Origin of the sequence: Flavobacterium sp. UMI-01 (genome assembly GCF_019656315.1) — a bacterium.
GTDB lineage: Bacteria > Bacteroidota > Bacteroidia > Flavobacteriales > Flavobacteriaceae > Flavobacterium.
In genome coordinates this window covers 108,266-125,818 of sequence record NZ_BPLU01000006.1, presented here as the reverse complement: position 1 = coordinate 125,818, position 17,553 = coordinate 108,266, and the positions used below count along the sequence as shown (strand labels likewise).

General features: G+C 35.8%; 14 protein-coding genes. 4 read left to right on the top strand and 10 right to left on the bottom strand.

Translation table 11 applies throughout. From position 1 onward, the window contains the following. Window positions 1–117 precede the first annotated feature (117 nt). The 3 genes from recO to gdhA all read right to left on the bottom strand — a co-directional run bounded on the left by recO (window position 118) and on the right by gdhA (window position 4,616). Window positions 118–831: a DNA repair protein RecO gene (recO, locus tag K5R64_RS02890; protein WP_220760693.1), complete on the bottom strand. Its 714-nt coding sequence runs from the start codon at window positions 829–831 to the stop codon at window positions 118–120. A gap of 23 nt (window positions 832–854) precedes the next feature. Next, entirely contained in the window at window positions 855–3,137 is a 2,283-nt protein-coding gene (locus K5R64_RS02885) for a T9SS type A sorting domain-containing protein (protein ID WP_220760691.1), read from the bottom strand. Window positions 3,138–3,272: 135 nt separating this feature from the next. Further along, entirely contained in the window at window positions 3,273–4,616 is a 1,344-nt protein-coding gene (gdhA, locus tag K5R64_RS02880; RefSeq protein ID WP_220760689.1) for an NADP-specific glutamate dehydrogenase, read from the bottom strand. 247 nt (window positions 4,617–4,863) lie between these two features. Here gdhA and K5R64_RS02875 point away from each other — a divergent pair, with 247 nt between their 5' ends. Next, the gene (locus K5R64_RS02875) at window positions 4,864–5,667 is read left to right on the top strand and encodes a glutamate dehydrogenase (protein ID WP_220760687.1); all 804 of its coding nucleotides are present in this window, start codon (window positions 4,864–4,866) and stop codon (window positions 5,665–5,667) included. Between the two features lie 236 nt (window positions 5,668–5,903). Here K5R64_RS02875 and K5R64_RS02870 read toward each other — a convergent pair whose 3' ends face one another. The 3 genes from K5R64_RS02870 to K5R64_RS02860 all read right to left on the bottom strand — a co-directional run bounded on the left by K5R64_RS02870 (window position 5,904) and on the right by K5R64_RS02860 (window position 10,638). After that, window positions 5,904–6,893, bottom strand: coding sequence for a Gfo/Idh/MocA family protein (locus K5R64_RS02870; RefSeq protein WP_220760685.1), 990 nt, complete (start codon window positions 6,891–6,893; stop codon window positions 5,904–5,906). Between the two features lie 168 nt (window positions 6,894–7,061). Further along, window positions 7,062–8,204 (bottom strand): glycerate kinase, encoded by a 1,143-nt coding sequence (locus tag K5R64_RS02865; RefSeq protein ID WP_220760683.1) that lies wholly within the window; start codon window positions 8,202–8,204, stop codon window positions 7,062–7,064. A 127-nt stretch (window positions 8,205–8,331) separates the two neighbouring features. Further along, the gene (locus K5R64_RS02860) at window positions 8,332–10,638 is read right to left on the bottom strand and encodes a chondroitinase-B domain-containing protein (RefSeq protein WP_220760681.1); all 2,307 of its coding nucleotides are present in this window, start codon (window positions 10,636–10,638) and stop codon (window positions 8,332–8,334) included. A 185-nt stretch (window positions 10,639–10,823) separates the two neighbouring features. Between K5R64_RS02860 and K5R64_RS02855 the strand changes: the two genes are divergently transcribed. Beyond that, complete coding sequence (locus K5R64_RS02855) at window positions 10,824–11,537, top strand: ribonuclease activity regulator RraA (RefSeq protein WP_220760679.1); 714 nt, start codon at window positions 10,824–10,826, stop codon at window positions 11,535–11,537. A gap of 67 nt (window positions 11,538–11,604) precedes the next feature. On the opposite strand, the gene K5R64_RS02850 is transcribed toward K5R64_RS02855, so the two are convergent. The 4 genes from K5R64_RS02850 to K5R64_RS02835 all read right to left on the bottom strand — a co-directional run bounded on the left by K5R64_RS02850 (window position 11,605) and on the right by K5R64_RS02835 (window position 15,533). Beyond that, window positions 11,605–13,152, bottom strand: a complete 1,548-nt coding sequence (locus K5R64_RS02850) for an aldehyde dehydrogenase (NADP(+)) (protein ID WP_220760677.1) — start codon at window positions 13,150–13,152, stop codon at window positions 11,605–11,607. 280 nt (window positions 13,153–13,432) lie between these two features. Continuing rightward, complete coding sequence (locus tag K5R64_RS02845) at window positions 13,433–14,089, bottom strand: aspartate kinase (RefSeq protein WP_220760675.1); 657 nt, start codon at window positions 14,087–14,089, stop codon at window positions 13,433–13,435. A 119-nt stretch (window positions 14,090–14,208) separates the two neighbouring features. After that, a complete protein-coding gene (locus K5R64_RS02840; RefSeq protein WP_220760673.1) occupies window positions 14,209–14,568 on the bottom strand; it encodes a YraN family protein in 360 nt (119 codons plus the stop codon). A 68-nt stretch (window positions 14,569–14,636) separates the two neighbouring features. Next, window positions 14,637–15,533, bottom strand: a complete 897-nt coding sequence (locus K5R64_RS02835) for an LD-carboxypeptidase (RefSeq protein ID WP_220760671.1) — start codon at window positions 15,531–15,533, stop codon at window positions 14,637–14,639. A gap of 235 nt (window positions 15,534–15,768) precedes the next feature. Here K5R64_RS02835 and K5R64_RS02830 point away from each other — a divergent pair, with 235 nt between their 5' ends. Further along, window positions 15,769–16,851: an endonuclease/exonuclease/phosphatase family protein gene (locus K5R64_RS02830; protein WP_220760668.1), complete on the top strand. Its 1,083-nt coding sequence runs from the start codon at window positions 15,769–15,771 to the stop codon at window positions 16,849–16,851. Window positions 16,852–16,933: 82 nt separating this feature from the next. Then, on the top strand, window positions 16,934–17,464 hold the full coding sequence (locus K5R64_RS02825) for a 3-hydroxyanthranilate 3,4-dioxygenase (RefSeq protein ID WP_220760666.1): 531 nt from the start codon (window positions 16,934–16,936) through the stop codon (window positions 17,462–17,464). Window positions 17,465–17,553: the final 89 nt, after the last annotated feature.

Below are 17,553 nucleotides of genomic sequence, written 5' to 3'. Positions count from 1 at the left end.
TTTAATCAATTTGCGAAAGTAGTGATTTATAGTAAATAGGCAAAAGCGAAACTGTAAAAGTTTACTTCTCTGTTGGTTTTTAACATACTCTTTATCTTAAAAAAGCAACGGCTAAAATCAGGAGAAAACCTCCTTAAGAACCTCTAATGATTTGGGGAGTTTAAACCCGTCCAAGTGAAGATGGTAATAATCCATTAAAATTTTTAAAAGGATTTGTCGTTCAACCACATGAAAAACTTTTTGGTTGGTATCAAATTTTAAATGAATTAATTTTTTGAACAGCAAAGTTTGATGTTCTGTGAGTGTGTCCACCCCAATAAAGGGGGTAAAATTCCCTTCTCTCATTTCGAAGAAGTTTTGGTCAATGTCGGATATATCAGGATAAAAACCTAAATATTTGGTCGTTTCTAACAACAATATCAAATGAAAATTAGCTACTTCGTTGTGATGGTCGAGCCATACTAAGGCTGTTTCTAAAAAATCGAAAAGGAGTTCGTTTTTTTCTTCTTCATGTATCGAATGATACAATACTTCGGACAAAAACAAAACCATCGTACTTTTGTAAATATCAGAGTGAATAGTCTGAAAAGGGGTGCTGATTTTAATTTCTTTAAAATTCTCTAAAGTCCCTTTATTTTTATGTATCGCCTCAATTTCTAAAATAGAAAGCGGCTGAAAATAGGCAATTTTTTGATTGACTTTTCGTCCTGCAAATGCATTTCGAACAAAATAGAACTTCAACCCGCTGGATTGTGTAAAACATTTGACAATCAGGCTTTTCTCTTGAAATTTAATTGAGGAAATAACGATTGCTTTGGTTTTGACTTGCATTACGATCAAATTTGGCCTGTTTGTTAGCGAACAATCATCAGTTTTTTTACCTTGGTTTCAATGCCATCTTCGGCAGCAATAAAAATCATATACACTCCTGAAGCCACTTTGTATTTTCCAAATGCAGTAGTATCCCATTCGATTGTACCCCCTTCGGAAGTGGTTTCAAATACCAAATTCCCTTCAATATCTGTAATTTTAATATTGGCTTTATCAATTAAACCCGTGATTTTAACCGTTCCTTGATACCCAGGACGAACAGGATTGGGATATACATACGCATTGCTCAAATCATCGTTAGCTTTTGTGGCGGTTCCTTTGAATGAAACCATTCCCTTTGTAGTTGCTATAAATACTTCGCCAGTAACTTCGTTGATGCCTACATCGTTAATAATGTTACTTGGTAATGGGGAATTATTTGTAGTAAAATGATGTATTGTTTTTTGACCATCTGAGGAAACTAAAAACAAACCTGAATCGACTGTAGCAATCCATTTGTTGTTAGCTCCATCGACTACAATATCAGTAATGAATTGTTCATACATAAGTTCTTGTGCTACTCCATCTTCTAATATTATTATAGGTTTTGTAGTGAGTTGATCTTCGGTTTGGAAATTATTTACATTAGGGAGTATTCTTAAACCGGAATAGGTGCCTATCCAAAGCTGATTGTTTTTGTCCACAGCTGAAACGTTAACATTAGCAATAGGTAGATTACCAAGGGTCTCTCCGCGTGTGATTTTCTTGAATGTATTGGTTTTACTATCAAATCCTAATAATCCTTGACGGTCTGTAGTTACCCATTTAATGTCATTTTTATCAATTGTAATTTTATTAAAGTTCACACTGGAACCAATATTGTTCAGAATCATATTTGTGGAGAATTCTTCCCATTCCCCATTGGTTTTTAAAACTTTTATGCCGTTGTTGACTCTGCTGTTGTTAATCCATAAATTACCTGATTTGTCGAAAGCAGTACCGTTAATCCGTATATCACAAATGTTTCCTGAACACACTAAAGGGTCTAGGGTACTATTTTTTTCATTAAACAGCATGGTGGGAACATCATTCTCAATTTTTAATAATCCTGAAAAAAAGGAACTAGCATATACCTGGTTTTCATTAAGAGGATTTATGATTATTTTGGAGATTGATTTTGCCTCAAAAAGCTGGCTATAAGGGATGTTTAACCATCCATTGGAACTAAATTTGCTAATTCCGTATGTTTTTAATGGATAAGGATTGTAATTAGTGTTATAACTTCCATAAACGACCCATAATGAATTTGGACTAACATCGAATCCAAAAATGCTGTTGCGTAGAGGTCCTGAAGGAGTTATGTTTTCGTATGGAAAACCGGGGGTAATTGCGGTTGAGAATAAGCCTTCTTGGGTAGTGCCTATATAAACCGTGTCGCCTGAGGTGGAAGCGCAACTTAGAGTAGGATTGGTGTTTGATAATTGATTGTTTGTGATTTGGCGAACAAGTGCTAATTGTAGGTTGTATATCAATACGGTTGAAGGAGTTGTAACTAATAGATAATCGCCACTTGCTCTAAAATCTGTAACGGATTGATTGCTGTTGGCAAAATTTACAAAAGTACTGTTGTTGTATTGATAAATACCGCCAGAAGTGTTGATAGCCAGCAACATGGAGTTTAAAGTTTCAATTCCCTGCCAATTTCCAGTTGTTACAATTTCCCATTGATTAAAGTCGATAAGATTTTTACTTTTAACCAAAGCTCTTTTTATGCTGGTAGTGGTACTGGCATAAATGTATCCGCTGTAAACGGCAGTTTGTGTCACACTGCTTTCAATTCCATTATCCCCAATGAAATAAGTATCGCCAAAGAGCATGGTGTTCAAATTAAATTGTACTATTCCAAAATCACAAGAGATATATATCAATCCTTGGTATTCCATGAAATGATTGATTTTTTTTATGGTAGCAGGCAATTGTTTGTTTAATATATCAACCACTTTCACTACTTTTCCGTCGGTTTCATTAATGACGGTAAGCAATCCGGTTTGATATCCTACTAAGGTTTTTTTTGAAGTAGGACTATAATAAAGTGCACTTATGGTTTCGCCTGATAAACCATCAATAGTTGTAGTGGTTTTTATTTCGTTTGTAAGATTGTTTTTTGAAAACAATGCATTTTCCGAAGCTACAAAAACGGTAGTGGAATTGGTGGAAATATCTTTGATTTCGTTGTATGAAAAATAGCCTTGCCAAGAGGAACTGTTTTGTGAAAAACTCAGGTGAAGCACAAGCAACATCAAAAGTGGTAAAAGCGTATTTTTCATTCTATTATTTTCATTAGGTTCACAAATATAATATAAAGATAAGAATTCGAGATTTTTACCATACAAAAAGTCTTCTGTAGCTACTATGTTCGATAGTTGCTCTCAGAAGACTTTCATAATTTTTTTAAGATTTTATCAAACGATTCCTTGAGCCAGCATAGCATCGGCTACTTTTACAAAGCCAGCGATATTGGCTCCTTTTACATAATCAACATAACCTGTAGTATCAGAACCGTATTTCACGCAGGATGCATGAATGGATGCCATTACATTTTTTAATTTTTCATCTACTTCGGCAGCGGTCCAATTCATTCGTAATGCATTTTGTGACATTTCTAATCCAGAAGTCGCTACACCACCAGCATTTGAGGCTTTTCCAGGTGAAAATAATATTTTGGCATTTAGAAAAACTTTTAGGGCTTCTAAGGTAGTTGGCATATTAGCACCTTCAGTTACACAAATACAACCGTTAGAGATTAATATTTTGGCATCTTCTTCGTTGATTTCGTTTTGAGTGGCACAAGGCATAGCAATGTCGCATTTTATATGCCAAGGTTTGCTAGCAGCAAAGTATTTGGCTTTTGGGTATTGGGTAAGGTACTCACTTATTCTGCCTCTTAATTGATTCTTGATGAGCATAATATGAGCTAACTTTTCGGTATTTATACCTTCTTCATCGTAAATGTAACCACTTGAATCAGACATGGTTACTACTTTTGCACCTAGTTGAATGGCTTTTTCTACAGCGTATTGAGCGACATTTCCAGAGCCAGAAATCACGATTGTTTTTCCTTTGATGCTGTCACCTTTGGTAGCTAGCATGTTTTGAGTAAAATAAACAGCGCCATATCCTGTTGCTTCGGGACGAATTAATGAGCCACCATAAGCAATTCCCTTGCCAGTAAGTACGCCTGTAAATTCATTGCGCAAACGTTTGTATTGGCCAAATAAATAACCTATTTCCCTTGCTCCTACACCAATATCTCCTGCGGGTACATCCGTGTCGGCGCCAATGTGTTTTGCTAATTCGGTCATAAAACTTTGGCAAAAACGCATTACTTCGTTGTCGGATTTTCCTTTGGGGTCAAAATCAGAACCTCCTTTTCCGCCACCCATTGGTAAAGTGGTGAGGCTGTTTTTAAAAGTTTGTTCAAAGGCAAGAAATTTTAAAATACTTAAATTTACCGAGGGATGGAATCGTAGTCCTCCTTTGTACGGACCTATTGCCGAATTCATTTGAACGCGATAGCCTCTGTTAACTTGTGTGTTTCCTTGGTCATCTATCCAAGTGACTCTAAAAATGATAATTCTGTCTGATTCAACCATTCTCTCCAAGAGCATTTTGTCTTGGTATTTTTTGTTTTCTTCGATAAATGGAATCACAGTTTCGGCAATTTCCTGAACTGCTTGTAAAAATTCAGGTTCATTGGGGTTTTTTTGAGCAACGGTTTCTATGAAATTGGTGATACTTTGTGACATAATATTTAAATTAAAAACAGTAGGTAAATGTTAACGGTATTTACAAATATACATTTATAATAAAAACTTTACGTGAGTCCATCTGTTAAGTTTAACCAAAAAATCAATTGTAGAGTTGTATGGTTGTTTCGAAACGACAAAGGTGGGTATCTCTGGATTGACGATATTATTTTGGCATAAATTGGATTTAAAATTCGATTGGTATTTAGTATTTTATATCTTTGTTCAGAATTGAAATTGCAAAAAAATGCGAAAATACTTTCTTGTTTTATGGCTACTATTGTTGGGTTTTTCGAATGCAATCAATGCTCAATTTGGATTTTCGCATGAAGTAGGAATTATAGCAGGGCCTATTGCCTTTCAATCTGATTATGGAGAACGATATGATTTAAAAACCAATCTTGAGAATTCAGGAATTGGAATTGGAATTATTCATTATATGAATTTTTCCTATGCTGCGGAGTGTAACTGTTATACACCTGAAACGTATTTTAATGATCATTTTAAATTGCGTAGCGAGCTTTCGTATAATAAAACCGATTTAGAACATTCGGGGGAGTGGGTAAAACCCGAAAGAACTTCCTTGGGGGCAAACCAGCTACGAGCTATGAAAGGAAGCACACAGCTTACTAATATCGGTATGCAGCTTGAGTATTTTCCTTTGAGTATTCGTGATTTTACAGCACGTAATGGAAGTATTGGACCCTTTGTAAGTTTAGGGGCTCAGTTTAGCTATTATAATGCAAAAGCTTATTCTACTTTAGGTCCATTGGGGACTCCCTTGACTACTTTTCCTAAATATTTGACACCTTCAGACAATCGTCCGTATGGTTTTTCGACCGAAAGTAACTCAGTTTGGTCCATTGTTACCAGTTTAGGAACGAGATACAAATTGACTCCTTTGGGAGATTTAATGGTTGATTTGCGTTTTCAGTATTTTTTCTCCAATTGGGTAGATGGCCTCAATCCCAATCCTGAAATCTATAAAGAAAATAAGGCCAATGATTGGTTGGTTTGGTTTAACGTAGGTTATATTTATTATTTACAATAAAATTAAAATCCCAATCCTAAATAATATAGAATTGGGATTTTCACTTTCTCAAACATCTTAAAAAAGAGAAAGTAAGATATTGTATAAAGTTATTTTATATCTTATTGGACAAATTTAATCATTAACTGTCTAATGCACAATAAATTGTGATTTTTTTGTAAAAATTTAACCTTACATTTAGATTTCAAGCTTTTAGGGATTTCTCTCGCTATGGATTCCCTTACGAAACGTGTAGTTTATCCCCCTAAGATTTGCTCCAATACCCAGCTGGTGTGCAAACCAGATTTTCCAGTTGAGGGATGGATGGCATTCCCTAGTAAATGTTCCCTCATGTTTTGAACGTGATAGAATTGGACATTTTCTGGATGATTTATAAATTGTTCCGTTTTTCCTTTTTCGTTGGTTAAAATAATAGGTTCTTCTTCAAAAATGGCAAATTCAATCTTCCCTTTGCTTCCTCGGATTTGCACGATGTCCTCTCGTGTGGCGCAACCAAAATTCCAACTCCCTATACCTGTAATTCCTGATTCGTGAATCCAGGAGGCAACGATAGCGTCTTTGGAGGTGTATAAACCTTGTTGGTTGGTGTTAAATCCTGTGACTTTTTCAATATTACCTAACAGGTATTCAAACAAATCGATGCCATGACTGGCTAAATCGTCGAAATAGCCTCCTTTGGCAACGATGGCGTCTGTTCTCCAATTGTATTCACCAGATTGGTCTAAGGGAGAGGCTGATTTACTTAAATGCCAACTAATATGTCTTACGGTGCCTATTTCGTTTTCATCAATCCATTTTTTTATTTGTTCAAAGCGGGGCAATGAACGTCTGTAATAGGCAATAAATAAAGGGATGTTTTGTTCTGAAAAAGCGTTATAAATAAACAAACTTTCTTCGTAAGTGGGAGCCATTGGTTTTTCGATACAACAAGGCTTTCCTGCAGCGGCTACTTTTAAAGCATAATACAAGTGGGAGTCAGGAGGGGTTGCGATATATATGGCGTCTATTTCGGGGTCATTGATGAGTTCGTCTGCATTGGAATAATGTTTGTGAACACCATGTCTTTTGGCATAGTCAGCACATTTTTCAGCATCTCTACGCATCACAGCTTTTAATTCGAAACCAACTACTTTTTGATAAGCAGGGCCACTTTTTACCTCGGTGACATTACCACAACCAATTATTCCCCATCTAACATTTGGTGATGTTGCAACTGTTGCATCCATATCTTTGTATTTTGTAACCTTTTCATAAAAAGGTTGTAATTAGAGAATATCAAATTTAATTTAAAATAATTTATTTCTCTATTTTTTAGTTTGGATTATAGTTCTATTAACATAAATGAACTCCCTACAATGGTATCTGAATTTATAAAACAAGAAGGTTTTGAGTTTTTATTGTGTGTTATTTATTGTGTTATAAAAATTTTGAATTAATTGAAAACTTAGTCTTTGGAGATGTATTGCGGCATTTTGGATGGCATCAGCTATAGTGATAGTACTGCTAGTGATTGCCATTAGGTTGTGGGGTCGCAAGTTGTTTTTGATTAAATTATAATCCTCAATTTTTCCAGCCAAGATTGAAAATGGAATTTGATTTTCTATGGCTCTTTCGCTAACTCCTTTGATAACCTTCCCTTCAATTGTCTGTTTGTCAACACTTCCTTCTCCTGTAATAATCAAGTCGATAGTATTATCTAAAAGTTGATTAAATCCTGTTTGTTCCATTACAAAATCTATTCCTGACTGCATTTTCGCATTCAAAAAACAAACAGCTCCCGCACCTAAACCTCCTGCTGCCCCAGCTCCTTCCATTTCTCCTACATCCATATTCAAATATTTAGAAACTTGTTTGCTAAAATGATTCAAACCTACATCCAACATTTCTATCTCCGCCGCAGAAGCTCCTTTTTGACTGCCATAAATATAGGCAGCGCCATTGGGTCCATAAAGTGGATTTTTTACATCGCAAACCACAGTAACATTAACATCTTTAATATCAAATAGCAATTTTTGACTATCAATAGAATTGATAGAAATCAGTTCTTTTCCAATAGGCACAATTTCGTCCCCAGACTCTGAATAAAAACGATATCCTAATGCGGTTGCCATTCCAACTCCTCCGTCATTTGTAGCGCTTCCACCAATGAACAAAACAATGTTCTTGAAGCCTTTTTTTATAGCATCCAATATTAATTGCCCTGTTCCAAAAGTAGTGGTGTGACAACAATTTCTTTTACTTTCTTCCAATAACTGCAAGCCTGAAGCATTAGCCATTTCTATAAAAGCAGTATTTTCATTATGCTTATAAGTAGTTGTTATATCTCTAAACAAAGGATCCTTCACCATCACCGAAACCGACTTGAGGTTGAAATGATTTTGCAAAATAGTCAAAGTCCCTTCGCCACCATCGGCTAACGGATGTTTTATCGTTTCGATTGCGGGATCGTATTGATGAATCCCTGCTTCAATTGCATTACAAACTTCCATTGCTGAGAGTGAACCTTTAAATTTATCTGGAGCAATTACAATTTTCATAAGTTGGCTTGGTTTCAAATCAAAAGATTTTAAATCTCATAAAGGTATAAACAAAAAGGGAAACCTGTTGTGCAGCATTTCCCTTCTTTAACCAAAAACTATTAAAAAAAACCAACCAAAAATGATACTAATACATCATCTTTTGCTTTAAATTCTGCTCAATTTTAAATTCACCAGAATTTTTAATATTGTTATTCTTAGGTGCCTGACCTTTTTCTCCCCATAAAAGCGCAATCAATTCAATGGGGTTGTTCAAAAAGGTATTATTGGCAATAGAAACGTTTACGATTCCTCTTGTTTTAATCAAAATTCCAGCAGGCTCTTCTTTACCAGAATTGGTTACAGAATTATTTTGAAAAACAAGGTTGCCACCAATGGTTGACTCATCATATCCCCCACGGTAATAATCTACAATGCTGGTTTGAATAGCGTCAAACTTGGTGTTTTTGATATAGACAAATTCGGCATTGTATTCGCCTAGATCATCATTTTCATCAGCTAATCGAATACCTCTTTTACAGTTTTTTATCACTGAATTGTCGATGGAAATGGTATCTGCAAAAGCATCTTTATACGCGTTTAAAACGGTATCAAAATCGCTCACTTCAATATTATTAGCCCACAAATTATAGGCACTTTTCATATTTTTTTCCAAAGTAGCAAATACATATTGTACTTTATTCCCTTTGATAACTAGATTTTCAACAACTAAATTCCCTTTCGGTTTCATTAGGAAAGCAGGGCTTTTATCTGCTCCTTGATACACTAGAGTGGCCTTGTTTTTTTTGTCTTTTCCTTTAATGGTTACGGTTTTATCAATCACTAAAGATGTCGGAATTGTATAAGTTCCTTTTTTCAATTCGATAATTGTACCAGAAGCCACTTTCTCAATTGCCGTTATCAATTCAGCACTTGAACTCACTTTAATTGTTTTGTTAGGAAAGTTCTTTTTTTCAGGAGAAAACCAATTGGTACCGTAGTTATTAATGGTAATAACACCTTTGGATGTATCTACTGGTAACACCACAGCGCCTATCGCATTTTGTTTTGTTCTTTCGTTTCCAAAAAGATCTGTTTTTATGTTTTCAAAGTCAAAACCTTCATAAACTTCAGCTTTGTTAGAACCTGGAATATACAGCCAATCTGAAATTTTAGAAAGGGTAAAATTTTCTGTTTGAATTCCTTTGTCTTTGACATCCCCATTATTAGGACTGTTCAAAATGTTGTTTTTAAATTGTACCCCATCCACTTTGTCATACGCTTTGATTGGAAAGTCGTTTGGGTTTTGGTTGTAAATCATGTTGTTTGCCACCACAATTCTTTCGGGTCTAGCAGAGCGAATTTCTGTAGCAGGTAACACATCACTTTTGTTCATGTTTGCCCCAACGCTAAATTGCCAAGGTGTGATACAATCGACAAAAGTATTGTAAGCAATTACCGCATCAGTAACTTGATTATATCGGTTTTGTGGTGCTTTGGGTACTCCGTTCATTACCGCTAAAGCACTGCGAAATTCATCTCCTTTTATTTTGTAAAAATAATTATTAGTGATCCAATGTCCTGTATTTATGACACGAACACCTCCCATAAAATCAGAGTTTTCGTCTCCTATGAAAATATTTCCATCGATGGTACAGTAGTTCCCATGGCGCAATACCAATGAACCTTCAGATTTGTAAAAAATATTGTTTCGGAATTCGTTATTGTTGGATTTGTTTGAAATAATCTCTACTTCGCCATCACATCTTTCGAAATAATTATTAGCCACTAACGTATTAGAAGGAGCCATTGATGTGCCACTATCCCCTAACTGAATGGTCTCCCCGTGAGGCCCTCCTTTTCTTGGGCGTGGTCCAAAATGATTGTTAGTAATTTTGTGGTAGTTGTTGATATGCTCATTCCCTTTTAAGATGACCATGATGGTAGGGCCTTGATTGGATTTTCCTGTAATATAACAATGGTCTAATTGATTGTGTCTGCCCCAAAATTCGATCCAATGGTCGTCTCTAACACGGTTTAATTGAGTGAAGTCTTCGATTACACATTGCGTAACTTTACAGTGGTTAGCAATGTTTTTATTGTCAATATGAAAATCAATAACAGTATTCGATGGGGTATATCCGTTTCTAAAATACAGTCCACTTACTTCCAAGTAGGTACCACCAATTTTTAAATCGGAAACACCTTCAATAAATACTTTTCCTGGCGTTTCTGCTCGTAAAACGATAGGTGCATTTGAGGTTCCTTTTCCTTTAAACTGAATTCGGACGTCGTTCCAAACACCATTAGCAAGAATAATTTCGTCACCTGCTTGTACTGTTTTTAACGCTTCGTTGAGTTCTTGTTGATTGGTTACTTTGATGCTTTTGTTTGCCTCAATAGGACGGAAGGAAAACAAAAAACAAAGTACTCCTAAAAAAATCATGTTTTTCATTATGTATATACTTTACTAATTTTATTTAAAACGTATTTATAGATAATGGCTTTTTTAAACGATAGTTAGAATTCTATTCACAAAAAGGTTATCTTTACAAAATCCAGATTGGTTTACCAGTTTGGATTTCCAAATATAGGTATATTTATTGATTTACATAACATTTGTTTAAAAAAAAAATAAAAATGACAACACTATCAGCTTCTACAAAAGAGAAATTAAAAACAGTGAGCACGCCCACAATTGCTACATGTTTGTATAAAAAAGGGTTTAAAAATCAATTTATTCAAGATGTTAAACCTTTGCAATTAGGCAAACCGACCATGGTGGGGGAGGCCTTTACCTTGCGCTATATTCCAGCTAGAGAAGATCGTAATCCACTGACTGTTTTTAGAAATGCCGATCATCCACAACGTGTAGCAATCGAAAGTTGTCCTGTAGGATGTGTGTTGGTAATGGATAGTCGTAAAGATCCTCGTGCTGCCTCGGCTGGGGATATTTTGGTAACGCGACTTATGGTGCGGGGAGCTGCTGGTATTGTGACCGATGGTGGTTTCAGGGATTCGGCATCCATTGCTAAACTGCCTTTTCCATCGTATCATAATCGTCCATCGGCGCCGACTAATTTAACTTTACATGAAGCTTTGGATATAAATATTCCTATTGGCTGCGGTGATGTGGCTGTTTTTCCAGGTGATGTAGTAGTAGGTGATGATGATGGAGTCATTGTAATTCCTGCTCATATTGCTGATGAAGTTGCTGCAGAATGTGTAGAAATGACGCTATATGAAAATTTTGTTTTAGAAAAAGTGGCTCAGGGAAGTACGATTATTGGGCTTTATCCTCCAACTAACGAAGAGAATTTAGTAGCGTTTGAAAACTGGAAAAAAAATAAATAGATGAGATTGTTGAGGTAATCAGGCGAGTGATGGGTCACTTAGTTTTTTGAACTAAGTGACCTGTTTTTTAAGCGAGAGCTTTCTTTGAAAATTCTCCGTCAATAAGTCTCCAAATTTGGTTAGGATTTTCATCTTTTAATGCTTCAGGAAGTAAGAACGAAGGATAGTCTTGAAAACAGACAGGGCGTACAAAACGTTTAATGGCTTGTGTTCCTACTGATGTGCTTTGTGGGGCAGTTGTTGCTGGATAGGGACCACCATGAACCATGGCATGGCAAACTTCAACGCCTGTTGGGAAACCGTTTATCACTATTCGTCCTACTTTTAATTCTAATAAACGTACCAAGTCTTTGTAATTTTCTAAATCAGCCATAGTACCATGAACAGTTGCGGTCAAATGGCCTTCTAAGTTTTTAGCTGCTTCTAAAATTTCTTCTTTGTTATGTGCTTCGACCAAAACCTGAGAGGGACCAAAATTTTCTTCTGCTAGCAAAGGATTTTCGAGAAAGTGTTGTAGAGATGTTTTAAAAACCGTGGCCACAGCAGCATTGGCAGTTGAGGCGGTTTGACCTTTTGCTATTTCTATATTAGGAGCTAATGCATTAGTAACAGCAATCTTTTTTTGATAGGCTTTGCTAATGCCTTCGGTCAACATTGTTCCAGCAGGAGTCTCATTTATTTTTTGGCAAAGTTCCTTACAGTACGTTTCTGCTTCTTCAGATTTTATGATGAAAGCCAGTCCTGGGTTAGTACAAAACTGTCCTACACCTTGTGCAATTGATTGAGCCATACCTGTGGCAATGGCTGTAGCTTTTTCTTTTAAAATTTCGGGTAAAATAAAAACAGGGTTCGTGCTTCCCATTTCGGCATATACTGGAATAGGTTCGGGTCTCGTATTGGCCAAATCAAATAAAGCTTTTCCTCCAGTAAAGGAACCGGTAAAACCAACTGCTTTTATGGCTGGATGTTGCACTAAATTAGCTCCTAACTCATTTGTATGACCTTGTACCAATGCAAAAGTTCCTTTGGGCATACCACATTTTTCTATCGCCTTCTCAAATGCAGTCGCCACCATCGCCGATGTACCCGGATGAGCAGGGTGCCCTTTGAAAATTACAGGACAACCAGCAGCCAAAGCCGAAGCTGTATCCCCACCCGCTACTGAAAACGCTAACGGAAAATTACTGGCTCCAAAAACTGCTACAGGCCCTAAAGGCACAAGCATTTGACGGATGTCTGATTTAGGTAAAGGAGTTCTATTAGGTTGCGCCGTATCAATTTTTGCCTCTACCCATGAACCTTCACGAACTAATTGAGCAAACAATTGCAATTGCGCAACAGTTCGGCCGCGTTCTCCTTGTAATCTTGCAATAGGTAAAGCAGTTTCAAGATGGCATTTTGTTAGGAGAGGCTCGCCTAGATTTATAATTTCTTCGGCAATTTGTTCTAAAAATAATGCAATTTCGTTTTTGTCTTTTTTTCTATAGGTTTCAAAAGCAATTGTTGCTTGATGTACAACTCTGTCTAATTCTTGAGTGGTGGTTGTAACAAAAACGTCTTCAAGAGGTTCGTTTGTTGCAGGATTGAAAGCATGAAATTGTTGAGGAGTGCTCATATCAGTTATTTTATTTTAAAACAAATTTTGGATTTAAATCGATTGAATGGAGTACAAAGATAACCAAAAAACCACCGGAATACCATAACTGGTTAACCAATTTTATGATTCAAGTCGCAATTAAAGGATTTTGGTTTCCTTTCTTTCGGGGTGTTTAGTGTGTTTTAAATTTTTAAAATTGAGTTAAATAGCTACATATCCATCGGTTCAATGGATAAAGGCTAAAAAAAAACGGCTACCTGAATTTTTCAGTTAGCCGTTTTTAAATGAGTTTGCTATTTTAATTTTTCAAATCTTTGATGACTTTGAAAGCTACATCTACTTGTTCCTCACTTACTAAAATGGTGAATTCATTTGAAGTAGAAATTACTTCATTGATGATAATGCCTTCCCAAGCCAAACGTTGAAAAATGAAATAATATATTCCAGGAATTACAATATTTTCTTTAGGTAATTTAACAGTGATAGAGGCTAAGTTATCTAATTTTTGAATCAATTTTTCATTTACAAAATGCTTGTCCACAAGAGAATTTACGGTATTGCTAACGACAATGTTTATTTCATTAACTCCTCTGGAAGAGGTGTAAAACACATCCGGAAAGGCATTGATATCTGCGATTAATTCGGCTTGTTTGTTTAAAACGGTTTCTGAAACCGCAAAAGCATAATCTGTAAGAGCAGAACGAACAGTGATTTCGCCTATATTCTTGATGACTTTATTGATTTTATGATTGAGTCTAAAATCCAACTCTTCTGTCAATCGTTTTAGAGACATCACTACAGCCCCTTGTTTTACTTCTTTTCCAAATTCGCTTTCAAGCTCTGCCATAATATTTCTAGACAAAGAAGTCAAATTAATAATTCCTAGCGATAAAGCGTTCAATAAAAAAGGCTTTGTCTTGATGTAATTCTCTACAATTGACGATACAGTTTTCATAATCGATATAGGTATTTATACTTAGTTTTAACCGTTGTTTTTTTATCACATGTTTTAAAAACTGATGCAAAGATATATAAAAAACAATTTGTTACAAATATAACACGTAAAAAATTAACCTAAAAATAATAAAAAGCGTCTGTAAGGTGTTCTATTACAAAGGAATTCTTCTCTTTATGGATGGAAATTACATCAAAACGAACTTCCATATCGAGATTTTTTGCGCATACGTATTCGTCTACAGCCCTTGTAAGTAGTCGGATTTTCTTTGAATTGATTGCGTCAATTGGTAAACCAATTTCTATAGACGACCGTGTTTTGACTTCGACAACAACAAGAGTGTTATTTAGTTGACAAACTATATCGATTTCGGCTTTCAAATAACGCCAATTTCGGTCTAAAATGACATATCCGTTTTCTTTTAGAAAATTTACCGCCATTTCTTCACCTAATTTTCCTAATTCATTGTGTGCAGCCATGGCGAAAAAAAGGATATAAGAAGATTAAAAAATAAGTAAAACTACTAGGTGATTTTTGGACTCAATAATTAATCAAAAAGCACACTGCTTTTACTTTCGTTCACTTCCATGGAAATGGTGTTTCCTAAAATTAAAGCACGGTTGTCTTGAATGTGCCCAGCAGGGAAATTAAAAATGATTGGAATTTGGTATTGCTTCGTGACATCATCAATAATTTGAAGTGCATTTTTCCCCCAAGGGATAGTATTATCTTTCATATCACTCATTGCTCCTACCAGAATGCCCTTGATGCTTTCGAGACATCCATTGCGTTTCAAATTCAGCATCATACGGTCTATGTGGTACAAATATTCGTCTAAATCTTCTATAAAAAGAATTTTATCGCTACAATCAATAGCTGATGGAGAGCCAAATAAGCTGTATAGGATGGATAGATTACCTCCAACAAGTTCACCTGATGCTTTTCCTAATCGGTTCATAGGATGTGCTGGGATTTGATAATTTAATTGTCCGCCTGTGATTGCGGTTTTAAGACTTTCTATTGCGGTTTTGCTGGCTTTTGGGACACTTATAGGCATAACGGCATGGATTGACTTATAACCCATCGTGTTCAGATGGTTGTGTAAAACCGTTACGTCACTAAATCCAATGATCCATTTAGGATGTTCTTTGAATTTGGTAAAGTCCAACAAATCAATGATTCTTACCGTGCCATAACCTCCACGTACACACCAAATGGCTTTGATGTTGGGATTGTCCATTTGTTCTTGAAAATCGGCAGCACGTTCTTCATCGGTTCCTGCTAATTGATTTTCTTCGAGTCCAATGGTTTTTCCTATTACCGCTTCGAGACCCCAACTATGTAATAAATCGAGTGTGGGTTTCAAATTATCGACAGTGTTTTTTCGGGCTGTAGATACGATAGCTACTGTATCGCCTTTTTGCAAATAAGGAGGTGTAATCATAATTTTTTGAGCTTGTAAATTGAAACTACTGAATAAAAAAAATAAAAGTAGGCCTTTATATCTTGAAACAAATGAGTTGAAATGCCAAAAAGATAGTGTATGCATACGGGGTGTTCATTAGGGGAATGAAGTGATTTTTTTTATGAAATCAATTAAACAAAGATACTATTATTTAATTTAAATCAAGGTTTAGGATAAGGGGTAAATTCGTACTTTTATGTCAAAATCATACCTAATGAAAAAATATTGTACGCTTTGTTTTTGGTTTTGCTGTATGTTAATTGGGCTGTATGCCCAGCCTAAAAAATACAAAATCCATACTGTTGCTTTCTATAATTTTGAGAATTTATTTGATACCATCAATGATCCAAATACACGTGATGACGAATGGACACCTGAGGGAACCCAGCATTGGAACACTAAAAAGTACCATCAAAAATTACAAAATTTAGCTCGTGTCATTGCTCAAATAGGAACTCCAGAAAACCCCAATGCTCCTGTAGTAATTGGCTGTTCTGAAATTGAAAACAGAATGGTGCTCGAAGATTTAGTTCAACAATCCTTGATTGGTGACAAAGATTACGGCATTATACACTATGACTCTCCAGATAAAAGAGGAATTGATGTCGCTTTATTGTATCAAAAAAAATATTTTAAACCTACGTCTTATGTCAACATACCGCTAGCGCTTTATGAAAACAATCAAAGCCAAACGAAATTTGTCAAAAAGAAGTCCTCAGATACGTTATCGACAAACAATCGGATTTATACACGAGACCAACTTTTGGTGACGGGGTTTCTAGAAAATCAAGAAATTCATCTGATTGTGAACCACTGGCCTTCCCGTTCTGGAGGCGAAAAAAAATCCAATCCCTTACGAGAAGCTGCTGGCGCATTGAACAAAAAAATAATTGATTCGTTACAGCGCCTCAACCCCAATGCAAAAATTATCACTCTAGGTGATTTGAATGACAATCCTTTTGATACTAGTATCAAAAAAATGCTACAAGCACAATCCAAAAAACAAGAGGTTCCACCACAAGGCATTTACAATCCTTTTGAAGAAATGGCCAACAAAGGATTAGGCACCATCGCACATAGAGACAGTTGGAGTATTTTTGACCAAATTTTGATGACACAATCCTTAATTCAAAATGATTATTCGCAATTTCAATTTTGGAAAGCAGGCATCTACAATCCCTCATTTTTAATTCAAAACTCAGGACCTTACAAAGGTTACCCCAAACGGCACTCGGCTACAGAAGTGGGTTTCAGTGACCACTTTCCTGTCTATATCTATTTAATTAAAAAAGAATGAATTTTGATGAGAATACCATAGCGATTTTGTGCCCTAGCGGTAAAATCAGTATCTTAGCTCATTCAAGAAAAAATTAAAAAAAATGGCTATAGCACCTCCTTTTAACCTTCATAAATGGATTGACGAAAACCGTCATTTGTTAAAACCTCCAGTAGGAAATCGCAATCTATACAAAGAATCAGGTGATTACATCGTGATGATTGTGGCAGGACCCAATGCCCGTAAAGACTACCATTATAATGAAACCGAAGAACTGTTTTACCAATTAGAAGGGACTATTAAAGTTATTATTCAAGAAGACGGACAGCGCAAAGAAATGGTGTTGAACGAAGGCGATATGTATTTGCATCCCGCTGGAGTTCCACATTCACCAGTGCGCTCTGAAGGTTCCATAGGATTGGTTATTGAACGCAAACGCAAAGGGCTTGGACTCAAAGATGGTTTGCTTTGGCATTGCGATAATTGCAATCACAAATTGTACGAAGTTCATTTTGAATTACAGGATATAGAAAAAGACTTCCTAGAACATTTCAGGTATTTTTATGGTTCCGAAAAACTAAGAACATGTGATCATTGCGGTACCGTAATGGAAACGGATCCGAGATTTGTTTGATTTTTAATTACGATTAACTCTTCTTGTTATCTCTAAATTGTCTGGAGTATCATAAAAATGCGTCTAACACAAGGATTTTGTTTCTGTCA